General features: G+C 66.9%; 13 protein-coding genes. 8 read left to right on the forward strand and 5 right to left on the reverse strand.

The genetic code is table 11. The features are described from left to right. On the reverse strand, nt 1-840 hold an 840-nt coding region (gene htpG, locus RTQ83_RS23205), incomplete at its 3' end, for a molecular chaperone HtpG (protein WP_312520102.1). Nucleotides 841-1,066: 226 nt separating this feature from the next. On the opposite strand from htpG, the gene RTQ83_RS23210 reads away from it, so the two are divergent. The 4 genes from RTQ83_RS23210 (at nt 1,067) to RTQ83_RS23225 (ending at nt 5,015) form a co-directional block, all read left to right on the forward strand. Beyond that, the gene (locus RTQ83_RS23210; protein ID WP_312520105.1) at nt 1,067-1,552 is read left to right on the forward strand and encodes a VOC family protein; all 486 of its coding nucleotides are present in this window, start codon (nt 1,067-1,069) and stop codon (nt 1,550-1,552) included. Nucleotides 1,553-1,663: 111 nt separating this feature from the next. Beyond that, nucleotides 1,664-2,125, forward strand: coding sequence for a RidA family protein (locus RTQ83_RS23215; RefSeq protein ID WP_312520108.1), 462 nt, complete (start codon nt 1,664-1,666; stop codon nt 2,123-2,125). A gap of 143 nt (nt 2,126-2,268) precedes the next feature. Continuing rightward, nucleotides 2,269-3,462 carry a PLP-dependent aminotransferase family protein gene (locus tag RTQ83_RS23220; RefSeq protein ID WP_312520111.1) on the forward strand — a complete coding sequence of 398 codons (1,194 nt, stop codon included), beginning with the start codon at nt 2,269-2,271 and terminating at the stop codon, nt 3,460-3,462. 188 nt (nt 3,463-3,650) lie between these two features. Then, nucleotides 3,651-5,015: a diguanylate cyclase domain-containing protein gene (locus tag RTQ83_RS23225; RefSeq protein ID WP_312520114.1), complete on the forward strand. Its 1,365-nt coding sequence runs from the start codon at nt 3,651-3,653 to the stop codon at nt 5,013-5,015. A 16-nt stretch (nt 5,016-5,031) separates the two neighbouring features. On the opposite strand, the gene RTQ83_RS23230 is transcribed toward RTQ83_RS23225, so the two are convergent. Both RTQ83_RS23230 and RTQ83_RS23235 read right to left on the reverse strand, forming a co-directional pair. Then, complete coding sequence (locus RTQ83_RS23230) at nt 5,032-6,666, reverse strand: glycerol-3-phosphate dehydrogenase/oxidase (protein ID WP_312520116.1); 1,635 nt, start codon at nt 6,664-6,666, stop codon at nt 5,032-5,034. Next, nucleotides 6,663-8,276: an FAD-binding oxidoreductase gene (locus tag RTQ83_RS23235; RefSeq protein WP_312520118.1), complete on the reverse strand. Its 1,614-nt coding sequence runs from the start codon at nt 8,274-8,276 to the stop codon at nt 6,663-6,665. The genes RTQ83_RS23230 and RTQ83_RS23235 overlap by 4 nt, the downstream gene beginning before the upstream one ends. A gap of 88 nt (nt 8,277-8,364) precedes the next feature. Between RTQ83_RS23235 and RTQ83_RS23240 the strand changes: the two genes are divergently transcribed. Next, nucleotides 8,365-9,435: an AraC family transcriptional regulator gene (locus RTQ83_RS23240; RefSeq protein ID WP_312520120.1), complete on the forward strand. Its 1,071-nt coding sequence runs from the start codon at nt 8,365-8,367 to the stop codon at nt 9,433-9,435. Nucleotides 9,436-9,563: 128 nt separating this feature from the next. Then, entirely contained in the window at nt 9,564-11,108 is a 1,545-nt protein-coding gene (locus RTQ83_RS23245) for a UbiA family prenyltransferase (RefSeq protein ID WP_312520122.1), read from the forward strand. On the opposite strand, the gene RTQ83_RS23250 is transcribed toward RTQ83_RS23245, so the two are convergent. Then, nucleotides 11,063-11,992 carry a hypothetical protein gene (locus tag RTQ83_RS23250; RefSeq protein ID WP_312520125.1) on the reverse strand — a complete coding sequence of 310 codons (930 nt, stop codon included), beginning with the start codon at nt 11,990-11,992 and terminating at the stop codon, nt 11,063-11,065. The two genes, RTQ83_RS23245 and RTQ83_RS23250, sit on opposite strands and share 46 nt — an antisense overlap. Before the next feature lie 204 nt (nt 11,993-12,196). Continuing rightward, nucleotides 12,197-12,967, reverse strand: a complete 771-nt coding sequence (locus RTQ83_RS23255; RefSeq protein WP_312520128.1) for a YoaK family protein — start codon at nt 12,965-12,967, stop codon at nt 12,197-12,199. Between the two features lie 137 nt (nt 12,968-13,104). On the opposite strand from RTQ83_RS23255, the gene dapC reads away from it, so the two are divergent. Continuing rightward, nucleotides 13,105-14,319 (forward strand): succinyldiaminopimelate transaminase, encoded by a 1,215-nt coding sequence (gene dapC / locus RTQ83_RS23260; RefSeq protein ID WP_312520131.1) that lies wholly within the window; start codon nt 13,105-13,107, stop codon nt 14,317-14,319. 40 nt (nt 14,320-14,359) lie between these two features. Beyond that, nucleotides 14,360-15,184 carry a 2,3,4,5-tetrahydropyridine-2,6-dicarboxylate N-succinyltransferase gene (gene dapD, locus RTQ83_RS23265; RefSeq protein WP_312520133.1) on the forward strand — a complete coding sequence of 275 codons (825 nt, stop codon included), beginning with the start codon at nt 14,360-14,362 and terminating at the stop codon, nt 15,182-15,184. The last annotated feature ends 79 nt before the right edge of the window (nt 15,185-15,263 follow it).

Raw genomic sequence — 15,263 nt, forward strand, 5'->3', positions numbered from 1 at the left:
GTATTCGCTGTGGCCTTCGACGCGGTTGTGGGTATAGGTCAGCGGGTCCTGGAAGTCGTGTGAGACGTGCTTGTAGAACTCGTGGTACTGTTCTTCGGTGATGTCGCTCTTCGAACGGGCCCACAGCGCGCTGGCCTGGTTCACGGTTTCCAGCTCGTCCTTCAGGACGGTTTCCTTCTTCTCTTCGTCCCACTCTTCCTTCTGCATCATGATCGGCAGCGAGATGTGGTCCGAGTACTTGCGGATGATCGATTTGAGCTTCCACGACGACAGCAGCTCTTCCTCGCCGGCGCGCAGGTGCAGGATCACGTCGGTGCCGCGGCCGGTCTTCTCGATCTGCTCGACGCTGTAGTCGCCTTCGCCGGTCGACTCCCAGCGCACGCCTTCCGAGCTTTCCGCGCCGGCACGGCGGGTTTCGACGGTGATCTTCTCGGCGACGATGAAGCCCGAGTAGAAGCCGACGCCGAACTGGCCGATCAGGGCCGCGTCCTGCTGCTGGTCGCCCGAGAGCTTGCTGAAGAACTCCTTGGTGCCCGACTTGGCGATCGTGCCCAGGTGGGCGATCACGTCGTCGCGGCTCATGCCGATACCGTTGTCAGAAATCGTGATCGTCTTGGCATCCTTGTCGAACGAGATCTTGATCTTCAGTTCGTGGTCGTTGCCGTACAGGGCGTCGTTGTTGATCGCTTCGAAGCGCAGCTTGTCGGCGGCGTCGGAGGCATTCGAGACCAGTTCGCGCAGGAAGATTTCCTTGTTCGAATACAAGGAGTGGATCATCAGTTGCAGCAGCTGTTTTACTTCTGCCTGGAAGCCAAGGGTTTCTTTTTCGGCGTGCGCCATCTTGTTCCTCGTGGAAAGAAAGGGTTGAACAGACTCGGTGGGATATGGGGTGCTCCAAACCGATTTCAAGAGCTATTTTGACAAGCGCAGGTCGCCGTGCGAGTATTTACACCACAATCATCGCATCTTGCCGGCCTCGGACATGTTGTTGGCCACATGTCGATTCCAGCACTCTCCATTCGTCGTAGCGCCAGCAGCATCCCTCAACCAAGACAGGAGATTCACGATGAGCCAGTCAGTCAATCCCCCGGTTAGTCCCATCCCCGAAGGATTCCGCAGCATCACCCCGCACCTGGTCTGCGAAGGCGCGGCCGAAGCGCTGGCGTTCTACCAGCGCGCGTTCGGCGCGGTCCAGGTCGCGCGCATGGACGGCCCCGGCGGCAAGATCATGCACGCCGAGATGCGCATCGGCGATTCGATGGTCATGCTGGCCGACGCCTTTCCCGAATACGGCAGTCGCGGACCACGCGCGCTGCAGGGCACGCCGGTGACGATCCACCTGTATGTGAACGACGCCGACGCAGTATGGGAACGCGCGCTGGCGGCCGGCGCCACGGTACAGATGCCGCTGGAGGATGCGTTCTGGGGCGACCGCTACGGCCAGGTGGTCGATCCGTTCGGCCACCACTGGTCGATCGCGACACACCAGCGCGACCTGACGCCGCAGCAGATCGAGGAAGCGATGAAGACCATGCCGGCCGGCTGCCCGTAACGCACCGGCGCAGGGAGCCGGGCCGCCATCCCCTTTCGGCAATGCCGGATGTGCAAGCTGCGGGCATGGGACGTACAATACCGGCTCCCTTCACGCATCCTCGAAAACACCATGTCCGTCTACGACAAACTCAAAGAACTGAACATCACCCTGCAAGCCCCGGCCACTCCGGCCGCCGCCTACGTCATGTACGTACAGACCGGCAACCTCGTGTTCATCTCGGGCCACATCGCCAAGAAGGCGGACGGCAATCCCGACGTCGGCATCCTGGGCCGCGACAAGACCACCGCCGATGGCCAGGCGGCTGCGCGCTCGGTGGCGATCGACCTGATCGGCACCCTGCAGGAAGCCGTGGGCGGCGACCTGAACCGCGTCAAGCGCATCGTCAAGGTGATGAGTCTGGTCGCTTCGACCCCGGACTACAACGAACAGCACCTGGTCACCAACGGCTGCTCGGAACTGATCGGCGAGATCTTTGGCGACGCCGGCAAGCACGCGCGATCGGCCTTCGGCGTCGCCTCGCTGCCGCGCGGCACCTGCGTCGAGATCGAAATGGTCGTGGAAGTGGCCTAAAACCGGCATTAATTCGCCTGACTTTCCATTAAGGTTGTGCCTCGGGTGACGCCGACCCGGCGCCACCCCGCCCATACGAATCCGCCTATCCAGCGTGTTTTATAATGGCCCGGCACGACCGTGCCCCTTCCTGTGAGACAAGTATGAAAATCGAAAATCCCAATCCCATTCAGTGGCAGTTCTCGGAACGCGCCCAGCAGCTGCAAAGCTCGTTCATCCGCGAGATCCTGAAGATCACCCAGCGTCCCGAGATCATCTCGTTCGCGGGCGGCCTGCCGTCGCCGGCCACCTTCCCGGTCGAGCGCATGAAAGCCGCCTACGAAAAAGTGCTGAGCGAGAACGGCAAGGTGGCCCTGCAATACGGCCCCACCGACGGCTACGCGCCACTGCGTGAATGGATTGCGAATTCCCTGTCCACCGAAGGCTCGACCATCCTGCCAGAACAGATCCTGATGACCTCCGGCTCGCAGCAGGCGCTGGACCTGCTGGGCAAGGTGCTGATCGACGAAGGCAGCCGCGTGCTGGTCGAAACCCCGAGCTACCTGGGCGCGCTGCAGGCGTTCTCGGTGTACCGTCCTGAGTTCGTGTCGGTCGACACCGACGAACACGGCCTGGTGCCGTCCTCGCTCGAAGGCATCGCACAAGGCGCGCGCCTGCTGTACTCGCTGCCCAACTTCCAGAACCCGACCGGCCGCTCGCTGTCGCTCGAACGGCGCCAGGAACTGGTGGAAACCTGCGCCCGCCTCGGCGTGCCGCTGATCGAGGACGATCCGTACGGCGCCCTGTCGTACCGCGGCGAGCCGATGCCGAAGATGGTCGCCATGAATCCGGACGGCGTCATCTACATGGGTTCGTTCTCGAAGGTGCTGACCCCGGGCATCCGCCTGGGTTACGTGTGCGCCCCGCTGCCGCTGGTGCGCCGCCTCGAGCTGGCCAAGCAGGCCGCCGACCTGCACACCGCGCAGATCACCCAGATGGTGGTGCACGAAGTGGTCAAGGACGGCTTCCTGGAGCAGCACATCCCGACCATCCGCCACCTGTACGGCGACCAGTGCCAGGTGATGCTGGACGCGATGAAGGAACACTTCCCGGCCGGCGTCACCTGGACCGAGCCGGAAGGCGGCATGTTCATCTGGGTCACCCTGCCGCAGCAGGTCGACGCCATGAAGCTGCTGGAACAGTCGCTGGCCGCGCGCGTGGCCTTCGTGCCGGGCGCGCCGTTCTATGCCAACGACCCGGCCAGCAACACGCTGCGCCTGTCGTTCGTGACGGTGCCGCCGGAACGCATCCGCGAAGGCATCGCGGTGCTGGGCAAGCTGATCGCGGGCATGCTCTGATCTAGAGAGATTGCTCTAAGCTCCTTGCGGCGCGGCGAACCGGACGGTTCTCCGCGCCGCAATCGTTTCTTCCAGTTGCGATCGTGCAACATTTATATCAGGTAGTGGATTTTCGGCAACAACAGTTGTCACGGACGCTCGTTATGGGGTTATGATTTCCTGTCACTGATGAGGTCTGTCCGCAACCGATGATGCACCCTGCCCTGGCGCTTGCCGCGCCCTCGCGCCAATCCGCGATTCTGATCGTCGACGATGCTCCCGACAGCCTCGGGCTGCTGCAGGACATCATGCGCCAACAGGGTTACCAGACCTTCGTCGCCACCTCCGGCAAGCGCGCGCTCGACATCGCCACCCGGGTCCAGCCCGACCTGATCCTGCTGGACGTGATCCTGCCCGATCTCGACGGCCTGGAGATCTGCCGGCGCCTGAAGCGCCAGCCCGACACCGCCCACATTCCCGTCATTTTCGTCAGCAGCTGCGGCGAGACCGACGACGTCGTGGCCGGCTTCGATACCGGCGCGGTCGACTACATCGCCAAGCCGGTGCGCCTGCCCGAAGTCTGTGCCCGCGTGCGCGCCCAGCTGCGCCAGCGCAGCAGCAGCGAAAGCCAGAAGCAGCAGGCCGAACGCCTGCAGCTGATCGTGGACGGCATGGACGAAGGCCTGATGCTGGTCGGCGGCGACGGACGCGTGGCCTACGCCAATCCGGCCTGCGAACGCTTCCTCGACTGCCCTGCCGTGCAACTGTCCGGCCGCCCGCTGGCCGATCTGCTGGCGCCGCCCGCCAGCCAGGACTACGCCGACTATTTCCACACCCCCGATGACCAGGAAGCGGCCAGGCGCTGCCGCGGCACGCGTGAAGTGCTGCTGCCGCAGGGCGACGGCAGCGTGCGCGCGATGGACCTGAGCCTGTCGCCGATGGCCGGTGGCGAAGCGCTGTTCGTGGCCCTGCTGCACGACATCACCCACCACAAGCAGTCCGAAACCGCGCTGCAGCGCGCGGCCCTGGTCGACCCGCTGACGCGTATCGCCAACCGCCGCCACTTCGACGCCTTTCTCGACAAGGAATGGGCACGCGCGATCCGCAGCGGCCAGCCGCTGTCGCTGATCGTGCTCGACGTCGACCACTTCAAGGGCTATAACGACAGCCTGGGCCACGCGGCCGGCGATGCCTGCCTGCAGGCGATCGCCGAAGCGCTGCAGTCGCACGCGATGCGCCCGACCGACCTGGCGGCGCGCTACGGCGGCGAGGAATTCGTGGTGCTGTTGGCCGATACCGGCGAAGAGGCGGCGGCGCGGCTGGGCGAAGCGGCGCGCGCGCATGTGGAGCGCCTCGCGATTCCGAATCCGCGCGCCAGCGATGGTGGCGTGGTGACGGTCAGCGTGGGGGTGGCGAGCCTGGTGCCGACCTTGTTCGACGACGTGCGCTCGTTCTTCGTGGCGGCGGATCGGGCGATGTACGAGGCCAAGGCGCGCGGTCGTAACCGGGTGGTGACGGTGCAGGCGGGGACGGCGTGGGATGCGGCCGGCGCCACCGGGGCGCAGCCGCATTGAAGGTCGCGGTTCGGGCCTAGTGCATCGCTGCGCGCTGGGCTGTTGCCGGCACCCCGTATTGCGGGCGCCAGGCCTTCAGATACACCGCCACTTCGCGTTCCCAGTGCTCGTCGCTCCATCCCAGCTCCGCCTGGCAGATCGCCCTGATCCGCGGCAGCACCTGCGACCCGCCGTCCGCCAGCTGCAGGCCGAGACGCGTGCGGCGCAGCATCAGGTCGTCCAGCCGGTGCACCTGCTCAGCGCGCGCCGCCCAGCGCAATTCGGCCCACAAGGTCTGGGTACCGGGAACAGGTTCCAGCTCGCCCGCCTGCGCTGCCTTGAGCAGCGGCTTGACGTGCACGCCGTGGCGTCCGGCCAGGCGGCGCAGGATGCCGGCCGGCAGATCGTGGCGCGCCGGCACCGCGACGCGCGCGAACACCGGCGCCCGGTCCGAGCGCAGCTGCCAGCCCGGCAGTTGCAGCGCCACCTGGCGCAGCACGTCGAGCGCGATCGAGCGGAAGGTGGTCAGCTTGCCGCCGGCGACCGAGATCATGCCCGGCTCCGACCACAGCAGGTGCTCGCGCCGTTCCTGCGCCGGGGCCGTGCCACCCTCGGCCACCGGCCGCACGCTGGCGAAGGTCGCCACCACGTCCGCTTCGTCCAGCGCCTGCTGCGGGAACTGCGCCTGCAGCGCCGCCATCAGGTACTCGAACTCGGCGCGCGTGATGCGTCCTTCGCGCGCCAGCGCCTCGTCGTGGTCGACGTCGGTGGTGCCGGCCAGGATCACGCCTTCCCACGGGAACACGAACACCGGCCGGCCATCGAGCGGATGCAGCATGCTCAGGGCCTGAGTCAGCGGCAGGCGCGTGCTCGGCAGCACCAGGTGGGTGCCGCGCAGCGGACGCAGGCGCGCGGTGCGTGCCGGGCCGTCGCGGTCGAGCAGATCGGACCAGGCGCCGGTGGCATTGACCACCACCCGCGCCCGCACCGCGTGCTCGGCGCCGCTGCGTTCGTCGCGCAGCATGGCGCCGTGCACCTTGCCGCCGTCGCGCACCAGCGCCTGCACCGTGACGTAGTTGAGCGCGGTAGCGCCGTGCAGGCGCGCTTCGTCCAGCACCCGCAGCACCAGGCGCGCGTCGTCGGTCTTGGCGTCGGTGTAGCGGATGCCGCCCGGGATCCGGGTGCTGGCCGCGCCACCACTGCCGCCCTGGCTGGCGCCGCCCAGCGCCGCCATGCGTGAAGCGCCGGCACGATCGCTGCCACGCTCCCAGCCATGCTCGCGGCGGCCGGTCAGCAGGTCGACCATGCGCAGCATCGTCATGTAGGCCGGCCGCGTCACCGCCGCGCCGGCGCCATCCTGGGCCGCGACCGCCAGCGCGCCCTGGGCGAAAGCGAAGCCCTGGGCCTCGACCAGGCCGGGCGCGGCGCGCAGCAGCGCCTCGCGCTCGCGCACCGCGTCGCGCGCCACGCGCAGGCCGCCTTCGGTCAGGTAGCGCAGGCCGCCATGCACCAGTTTCGACGAGCGGCTCGAGGTGCCCCAGGCAAAGTCGCGCTGCTCGACCAATAATGCCTTCAGGCCACGGCGCGCGGCTTCGAGCAGGATACCGGCGCCGGTGATGCCGCCGCCGATGATGAGGATGTCCCAGTCACGGCCGGGTGGAAAATTCGTCATGATGCCAACAGCTTACCCGGATTCATGCGCGCGTCGGGATCGAAGTGCCGCAACAGTGCGCCCATCGCCCCCACGCCCAGCTCGCCCTTCTCGGCCACCAGCCACGGCGCGTGGTCGGTGCCGACCCCATGCTGGTGGCTGATGGTGCCGCCGCAGCCGACCACCGCTCCCGAGACGCGCTCCTTGAGCTGGCGCCAGCGCAGCAGGTCCAGCTCGTAGTCGCCGGCCAGCCGGTACACCAGCGTGGTGTACACGCTCGCGCCCTGCGGATACAGGTGCGACAGGTGGCTGCAGGCATGCACGCGCTCGCCGAACGCCTCCAGGGCGCCGCCGGCGGCGCGTTCGACCGCCTCCATGGCGCGCGTCACGTGCGGCCAGTCGAGCGCGGTTTCCACGGTGTCGATCGCATAGCCGAGTTCCCAGGCGGCATTGCGCAGGTAGACGCCGCGGAAGCGGTTGCGGCGCCAGTGCTCGCCCAGCGCGGCGCCGGTGTGCACGCCGCGGTGGCGCTGCGCCATCGCGCGCGCCGCCTGCAGCGCCTGCACCACCTGCGTCTTGGCGCCGCTGGCGCCGACCAGCAGCATGCATTTGTCGGCGCCGCAGCCGCGCCAGTCGAGATAGCGCTCGAGCAGTCCGCCGCCGTGGCCCTGACTTTGCCCCGCCAGCGCCAGCATGGTCGCGGTCTCGCGCGCGTTCGACAGGCGCAGCATCGACAGTCCCAGGCGCGACTGCGCCAGCACCCGCACCGCCTGCAGCGCCTGCTGCCAGCCGGGAAAGAAGATGGCGTGGAAGGCTTCGTGCTCGGGCACGCGGCTGATGCGCATATTGGCGTGGGTGACGATGCCGAGCCGCCCTTCGGAGCCGAGCACCATCTCGCGCAGGTCGATGCCGGCGCTGGAGGCCGGGAACGAGGGAATGTCGAGGGTGCCGGCCGGGGTCTCGACCCGGCCGCCGGCGAACAGCTGTTCGATGCGGCCATAGCGCAGCGACTGCTGGCCCGAGGAGCGGGTGGCGATCCAGCCGCCCAGGGTGGAATACTCGAACGATTGCGGATAGTGGCCGAGCGTATAGCCGTGCGCACGCAGCTGCGCTTCAAGGTCGGGGCCGGTGACGCCGGCACCGAAGCAGGCCAGCAGCGCCTCGCGGTCAAGCGAAATCAGGGCCCGCATGCGGCACATGTCGATCGCCAGCACCGGCCGGGCGGCGAAGCGCGCGCCGTCCGGCACACCCAGGTGGCCGACCACGCTGGTGCCGCCGCCCCAGGGAATCACCATCGCATCCTGGCGTGCGGCCCAGGCCAGCAGCTCGCGCACCTGGCTCGACGATTCCGGGAAGGCGACCCCGTCCGGCACGTTGGCGAGCCGCCCGTGACGCAGGCGCAGCCAGTCGGGCAGGCTCTGGCCCAACGCGTGGCGCGCGCGCACCGTGGGGCTGGTGTCGACCAGCGGATGGTGCGCCAGCCGGCCCGGCGGCACCTGGGTGCAGGCACGGTCGAAGGTGGCGTCCTGCGGCGCAGTCCCGGGCCCGATGCGCGCCTCCAGGAAGGTGCGCGCGTCGGGCGCCAGTTCCACCTCGACCGAGTCGTCCCCCCAACCGTTCCAGCGTCGCATCCGTCCCTATCCGTTTCTTTTGCCGTTATACTACAAGTTGCCCTTTATGCCAGATTAAGCAGCCCCTGCCCTTCCGTATTGCGCTTTCATGACAGCCACTTGCTCGAACACGCCAGATCCATTCACCGGAATCCCGCAAAACGGGACATTCCCGGACAGCGGCCGCGTCACCGGCGCCTACCTGCAGCCGCTGCTCGACGCCGCGCAGGAACAGGGCGTCGATCCGGCGCGCCTGTGCGTCGCGGCCGGCATGGAACCCGACGCGCTGGCCGTGGCGCCCGAGAGTATTCCGGCGCGCTGCTACATCGCCCTGCTCGGCGCCGGCGCGCGCCTGGCGCAGGATCCGCACTTCGGCCTGCACGTGGGAGAGAAGGTGCGGCCGTCGACCTACAGCGCCTACGGCATGGTGCTGCTCGCCTGCAGCAACTTCGGACACGCCATGGAACTGACCCAGCGCTACGAGTCGCTGGCGCACGACCTGGGAACCAGCGGCCTGGCGCTCGAAGGCGAACGGGCGCGCTATGCATGGACCTCGCACTACCCGGACGCCAATCGCCATCTGGTGGAAAGCGTGTTCGCCGGCATCCGCGTGTTCGCCAGCTGGATGGCCGGGCAGCCGCTGCAGGCGCACACGATGCATTTCACCCACGCCGATCCCGGTATCGACCCGGCCGAGTACCGGCGCGTGCTGGGCGTACTACCTGAATTCGGCGCCGCCGCCAACAGCGCCGTGGTCGATGCCGCGCTGCTGGCGATGCCGGTGCCGAACACCGACCCCAGCCTGTTCCCGGTACTGCGCCAGCACGCCGAACGCCTGCTGGAACAGCGCGCCGCCCATGTCGACAGTCTGGTCGCCCAGCTGCGCACGGCGCTGGTGCGGCGCCTGCCGCTGGGCCAGGCGCGGCTGGCGCCGGTGGCGGCCGAACTGGGCCTGTCGGCGCGTACCCTGCAGCGCAAGCTGGCCGAGGCCGGGTCGAGCTTCCAGGGCGAACTCGACGCGGTGCGTTTCGGCCTGGCGCGCGACTACCTGAGCCGGCGCGAGCTGGGGCTGGTCGATATCGCTTTCAAGCTGGGGTTCCAGGAGCAGAGCGCGTTCACGCATGCGTTCCGGGAGTGGAGCGGGATCAATCCCGGGGCGTGGCGCGAGCGCCTTGGCTGAGGTGGAAAAGTACGCAAATTCGCCCTGCGGCGCCGTGCTAAACTCGCGTCCCCCGCTGGCACCGTAACGCTTGCCCTGCAGCGTATCAAATCAATTTTCACGCCTAAACAAGAAGAGCAGGACTGCAATTGAAGAATGCCGCTTCCAATCCGAAGCAAGACCTCGCCGGCGCGGCATTGCGCCTGCCGCTCGTCGTAGACCTCGACGCCTTGCTGGCGCGCTCCAGCCTGGGCTGGGAAGCGCTGGCGCTGTTTCTGCGCACCCAGTTCTTGCAGGTATGGCGCCTGCCCGCCTGGCTGCTGGCGGGCAGCAACACCTTGCGCCGCAACTTGCTGCGCTGGGCCATTCCCTCCGCCGCTTCGCTGCCATACGACCGCCAGGTCCTCGCGTTCTTGTCGGCCCAGCAGGCGCAAGGACGTACCCTGGTATTGATGACAGCCGACGGACATGGCATTGGCGCCGACACCGCGCGGCACCTGGGCTTGTTCGGACAGGTCCGGCTCGCGGATGACGGGGTTGCCCAGGACGCGCGCGGCCGGGCACATCAGTTAGTCGGCCTGTATGGCGAGCACGGCTTCGACTATCTGGGCGCCAGCAAGGCGGATCGCGCCATATGGCAACACAGCTGCATCGCCTTGTCCGCGACGGCGCGCCCGGTACGCATCGGCGATGGCCGGGTCACCGAACAGATCGTGCACGTACCCGCGCAACCCGGCGCCGCCCTGATCAAGGCGATGCGTCCACGTCAATGGTTGAAGAATCTACTGGTATTCGTCCCAATGTTGGCCGGAAACGAGATCACGCTGGCAGCGGCCTGGCAATCGGCGCTCGCATTCGTGGCGTTTTCCTTGTGCGCGTCGAGCGCCTACCTGCTCAACGACACGCTGGACGCAAACGACGATCGCCTGCACCCAACCAAGCGCCATCGTCCGATTGCCGCAGGCTCCCTGCCGACCAGCGTTGCGCTGTGCGCCAGCCCGTTCCTGGCAGCCGGCGCGCTGACACTGTCGCTGGCAGCCGGGCCCATTCTCGCGCTTGCCGTGCTGGCTTACTTCGTATCCACGACATGTTATTCGCTGTGCCTGAAACGGATTCTGATGGTCGACATCGTCGCGCTGGCGGTTCTGTACAGCATGCGCATCCTGGCCGGCTGCGCCGCGACCGCGATCGAACCATCGTTCTGGCTGCTCGCCTTTTCGTTCTTCTTCTTTCTCAGCCTGGCGCTGCTCAAGCGCCACAGCGAGCTGCACAACCTGGAGTTGCTGGGCAAGGAAAAATCCGCCGGCCGTGGCTACACCACCGCCGACAAGCAACCGATCGGGATCATGGGCATCAACAGCGCCTTCGTGTCGGTGCTGGTCTTTATCCTGTACTTCGAATCGCAGAACGCGCTGATACGCTACCAGTCGCCGGCCTGGCTGGCCGGTACCGTGCCGCTGCTGGTCTTCTGGCTCGGCCGCCTGTGGACGCTGTCCTACCGCGGCCAGGTCAACGAAGACCCTGTGCTGTACGTCAGTCGCGACCGCGTCAGCCTGGTGATATGCGCGCTGTGCCTGGCACTCGCGCTTGCCGCCACCTATGCGCCCTGGCCCGGCGGCGGCTTCACTCTCGACCTGTTCGGCACACGCTATTTCGGCGCGCCCGTGGCGACTGCGCCCCTGATGCCGTCCTGATCCGCCGCGCGCGCACCGGCCAGGCGCAGTCCGGCGCAGACGGCGAACGGCACCAGGAACGGATACATGCCCCAGATCAGACGCCCGTCGACGCGAACGCTGAGCGCGGCATACAGTTGGGGCAACGCCATTAACAGCAGCAGGCCCGCGAGCGGCCGCAATGTCGCCGGCGCGGCGCGCCAGCCAAGCAATGCCAGCGGTATCACGATGCAGGCCGAACCCGCGATCGACAGCAGCGAACGCACGTCGTGCAGCGCCCGCTCGATATTGGCCCAGTTCGGCACCCAGGTGTAGGAAGGCAGGCCGGGAATCAGCCACCAGCGTACCAGCAGGATCCATCCGCCAGCAGCGGCCAGGAACGCCAGGCCCGGCACCAGGGCGATGCGGCGCGTCGCCAGCAGCCAGAACAGCAGCAGGATGTTTTCTTCGCGCACCGCCGTACCGAACAGTCCTGCCAGTGCGGCCAGCCAGGGCTGCCCGGCGAGCACGGCCAGCACGAAGGCGGAACGCGCGCATACCGATCCCGGATCGACCAGCAGATAAGGCGCATACCAGAATGTGGGCAGCGACACGATCATCAACAAACCCGCCGCGATCGCACGTTGCCGGCCCAGGCCGGCGCGCAGCACGGCGGCCGACATGGCGCATGCACCGGCCACGATCAGCAACCAGTTCAATGTGGCAAAGTTGTTGCGCACGTCGCCGGGAAGCGCCGCCGCCGTCGCCGGCACCAGCAGGCGGTAAGGAAACGGCGCCACCAGCTCTGATTTGGGGATATCGCCACGCAGGTAGCGCGCGGTATCGAAGTAAGCTTGCGAATCCTGGATCGTTCCGCCCCAACGCCAGCACATGACGACGAGCGCCAGGATGGCGAAGACCGGCAACAGGATGGTCCAGAAAACACGGGGACGGGAACCTGGCGCGGGCCGGCCAGGCCGGGAATGTGCTGACGACGTTTGTGACATGGTGTGTAGGAGCTGAGGCAAACAGGGGATGATAACCTTGCCCAATCAGCAATGTCTACGAAGTATGCGTAACGCATTGCCGCACCACGTCAGCGTACCGCCTGCTGCAAAGCGCTCCACGCGTCAGCGATCGTTGCCTGCCCTGCGCTGGCGCATCATCAGCGCCAGCGCATCGTCCACCACCGGCACGATCCCCAGCACGCACAGCAGCGCCGCCAGCGGCACCGTCGACAGGTAGCCCAGGTGCTTGAAGCCGAACGCACCGACCACCCCGCCGATGCAGAACGCGCCCAGCAGCCCCGCCATCAGCGCCAGCCGGGCGCGGTTGGCCGCCACCCTGGGCTGGCGCGCCGCATCGGCGTTCCAGTACGCCATCTTGCCCAGCTCGATGCCGATGTCGGTCACGATACCGGTCATGTGGGTGGTGCGGATCTCGGCGTGCGAGACCTTGGTGATCACCGCGTTCTGCAAGCCCATCATGAAGCACAGCAGCATCACGGTCAGCGGAATGAAGAAGGCGTCGATCGCCGACAGGCGCGCGCCCAGGATGCCGAACACCATCAGCAGGACCGCCTCGAGCAATAGCGGCAGTGCATAGCCGCTGTGCAGGCCGCGGCGGCGGATCACATTCACCAGGATCGCGGTGCAGGCCGCGCCCAGCATGAAGCTGAGCAAGGCCGCCAGCGCCGCCAGCACCAGTTCGCTGTCGCCCAGCACCAGGTGGTCGGCCGCGCTGGAGACGATGCCGGTCATGTGCGAGGTATATTCGCGCACCGCCAGGAAGCCGCCGGCATTGATGGCGCCGGCCACGAACGCCAGCGCCACGCCGAGGTGGCGGTTGGCGCCGGGCGTGCGTTCATCGGCGGTCAGGCTGCGGGCGTAGCTGATCGGCACGGCAGTGTGGATTCGTGGATTATTGTTGCTTTCATGGTACCGCAATTCATTCCCGAGGCCGCCTGCGCTCTCCCTAAGCATGGCGCTATAATGAAAAATTGTCCAAAAACGCACACTGCGCACCGCGCCACTCTGCCGTGAATCCTCATCTCGACAAGCTGCAACCCTATCCGTTCGAAAAACTGCGCCAGCTGTTCGCCGGCGTCACCCCGAACCCGGACTATTCCGCGATCAGCCTCGGCATCGGCGAGCCGAAGCACCCGACCCCGGCCTTCATCGAGAAAGCGCTGACCCACGCGGTCGCCGGCCTGGCCAACTATCCGAGCACGGTCGGCGCCGAGCCGCTGCGCGCCGCGATCGCGGGCTGGCTGGAACGACGCTACGGCATTCCGGCGCTCGACCCGGCCACCATGGTGCTGCCGGTGAACGGCTCGCGCGAAGCGCTGTTCGCGATCGCCCAGTGCATGGTGGACGGTTCGCAGACCGACGCGCTGGTGATGTGCCCGAACCCCTTCTACCAGATCTACGAAGGCGCGGCCTACCTGGCCGGCGCCACGCCATACTTCGTCAACAGCGACCCGGCGCGCAACTTCGCGCCCGACTTCGGCAACGTGCCGGGTTCGGTGTGGCCGCGCGTGCAGCTGCTGTACGTGTGCTCGCCGGGCAACCCGACCGGCGCCACCCTCAGCCTGGAAGACTGGCGCGAACTGTTCGAGCTGTCGGACCGCTTCGGCTTCCTGATCGCGGCCGACGAATGCTATTCCGAGATCTATACCGGCTCGACGCCGCCACTGGGCGCGCTGGAAGCGGCGCACCAGCTCGGCAGGAGCGAGGGCGAGCAGCCGTACCGCAACCTGATTGTGTTCTCCAGCCTGTCCAAGCGTTCCAACGTGCCGGGCATGCGCTCGGGTTTCGTGGCCGGCGACCCGTTGGCGATGAAGAAATTCCTGCTGTACCGCACCTACTGTGGCGGCGCCATGTCGCCGCCGGTGCAGACGGCGTCGATCGCGGCCTGGAACGATGAGCAGCACGTGCAGGACAACCGCACGCTGTACAAGGAAAAATTCAGCCTGATCACGCCGCTGCTGAAGAAGGTGATGGACGTCGAGCTGCCGGACGCCGGCTTCTACCTGTGGGCCGACGTGCGCCGTACCGGCCTGAGCGACACCGACTTCGCACGCCGCCTGTACGCCGACTATAATGTGACGGTCCTTCCGGGCAGCTACCTGGCGCGCGACGCGCACGGGCAGAACCCGGGCCAGGGCCGCATCCGCATGGCCCTGGTGGCCGGCGTCGACGAAGGACTGGAAGCGGCCAACCGCATCGTCCAGTTCTGCCAGGGCCTCAAGTAAAGACCCACCGATTTTTTATATTTCCACTGAAGACAGCACCATGACCCAACAACTCCAGAACATCATCGACACCGCCTGGGAACAGCGCGCCGAGATCAGCCCGAACAGCGCCAGCGCCGAAGTGCGCGACGCCGTCGCCCACGTCCTCGCCGGCCTCGACAACGGCAGCCTGCGCGTGGCACAGAAAGACAGCGGCGAATGGGTCGTGAACCAGTGGATCAAGAAAGCCGTGCTGCTGTCGTTCCGCCTCGAGAACAACGTGCCGGTCGCATCGGGCGACATCCAGTTCTACGATAAAGTCCCGACCAAGTTCGCCGACTACACCCCGGAAGACTTCGCCAAGGGGGGCTTCCGCGTGGTGCCGCCGGCGGTTGCACGCCGCGGCTCGTTCATCGGCAAGAACGTGGTGCTGATGCCGTCCTACGTCAACATCGGCGCCTACGTCGATGAAGGCACCATGGTCGACACCTGGGCCACCGTCGGTTCGTGCGCCCAGATCGGCAAGAACGTCCACCTGTCGGGCGGCGTCGGCATCGGCGGCGTGCTGGAACCGATGCAGGCCAATCCGACCATCATCGAAGACAACTGCTTCATCGGCGCCCGTTCGGAAATCGTCGAAGGCGTGATCGTGGAAGAGAACTCGGTGATCTCGATGGGCGTGTACATCGGCCAGTCGACCAAGATCTACAACCGCGAAACCGGCGAAGTGACCTACGGCCGCGTGCCGTCGGGTTCGGTGGTGGTGTCGGGTTCGCTGCCGTCCGCCGATGGCAAGTACAGCCTGTACTGCGCGGTGATCGTCAAGCGCGTGGATGCGCAGACGCGCTCGAAGACCGGCATCAACGAACTGCTGCGCGGCGTGTAATTCGCGCGATTGCGCGCACGCTGGTTGAACGCGTCGGCGGCACAGCCGCCAACCCTACGGTCTGCGCCGTCCTACGTAG

Source organism: Massilia sp. (assembly GCF_031995545.1).
GTDB lineage: Bacteria > Pseudomonadota > Gammaproteobacteria > Burkholderiales > Burkholderiaceae_D > Telluria.

What these genes read in the sequence shown, in the direction of transcription:
- RTQ83_RS23215 (WP_312520108.1), top strand. Translation starts at nt 1,664, where the DNA reads ATGTCCGTCTACGACAAACTCAAAGAACTGAACATCACCCTGCAAGCC.
- RTQ83_RS23230 (WP_312520116.1), bottom strand. Translation starts at nt 6,666, where the DNA reads ATGACGAATTTTCCACCCGGCCGTGACTGGGACATCCTCATCATCGGC.
- RTQ83_RS23220 (WP_312520111.1), top strand. Translation starts at nt 2,269, where the DNA reads ATGAAAATCGAAAATCCCAATCCCATTCAGTGGCAGTTCTCGGAACGC.
- RTQ83_RS23240 (WP_312520120.1), top strand. Translation starts at nt 8,365, where the DNA reads ATGACAGCCACTTGCTCGAACACGCCAGATCCATTCACCGGAATCCCG.
- RTQ83_RS23235 (WP_312520118.1), bottom strand. Translation starts at nt 8,276, where the DNA reads ATGCGACGCTGGAACGGTTGGGGGGACGACTCGGTCGAGGTGGAACTG.
- RTQ83_RS23210 (WP_312520105.1), top strand. Translation starts at nt 1,067, where the DNA reads ATGAGCCAGTCAGTCAATCCCCCGGTTAGTCCCATCCCCGAAGGATTC.
- RTQ83_RS23225 (WP_312520114.1), top strand. Translation starts at nt 3,651, where the DNA reads ATGATGCACCCTGCCCTGGCGCTTGCCGCGCCCTCGCGCCAATCCGCG.
- dapD (WP_312520133.1), top strand. Translation starts at nt 14,360, where the DNA reads ATGACCCAACAACTCCAGAACATCATCGACACCGCCTGGGAACAGCGC.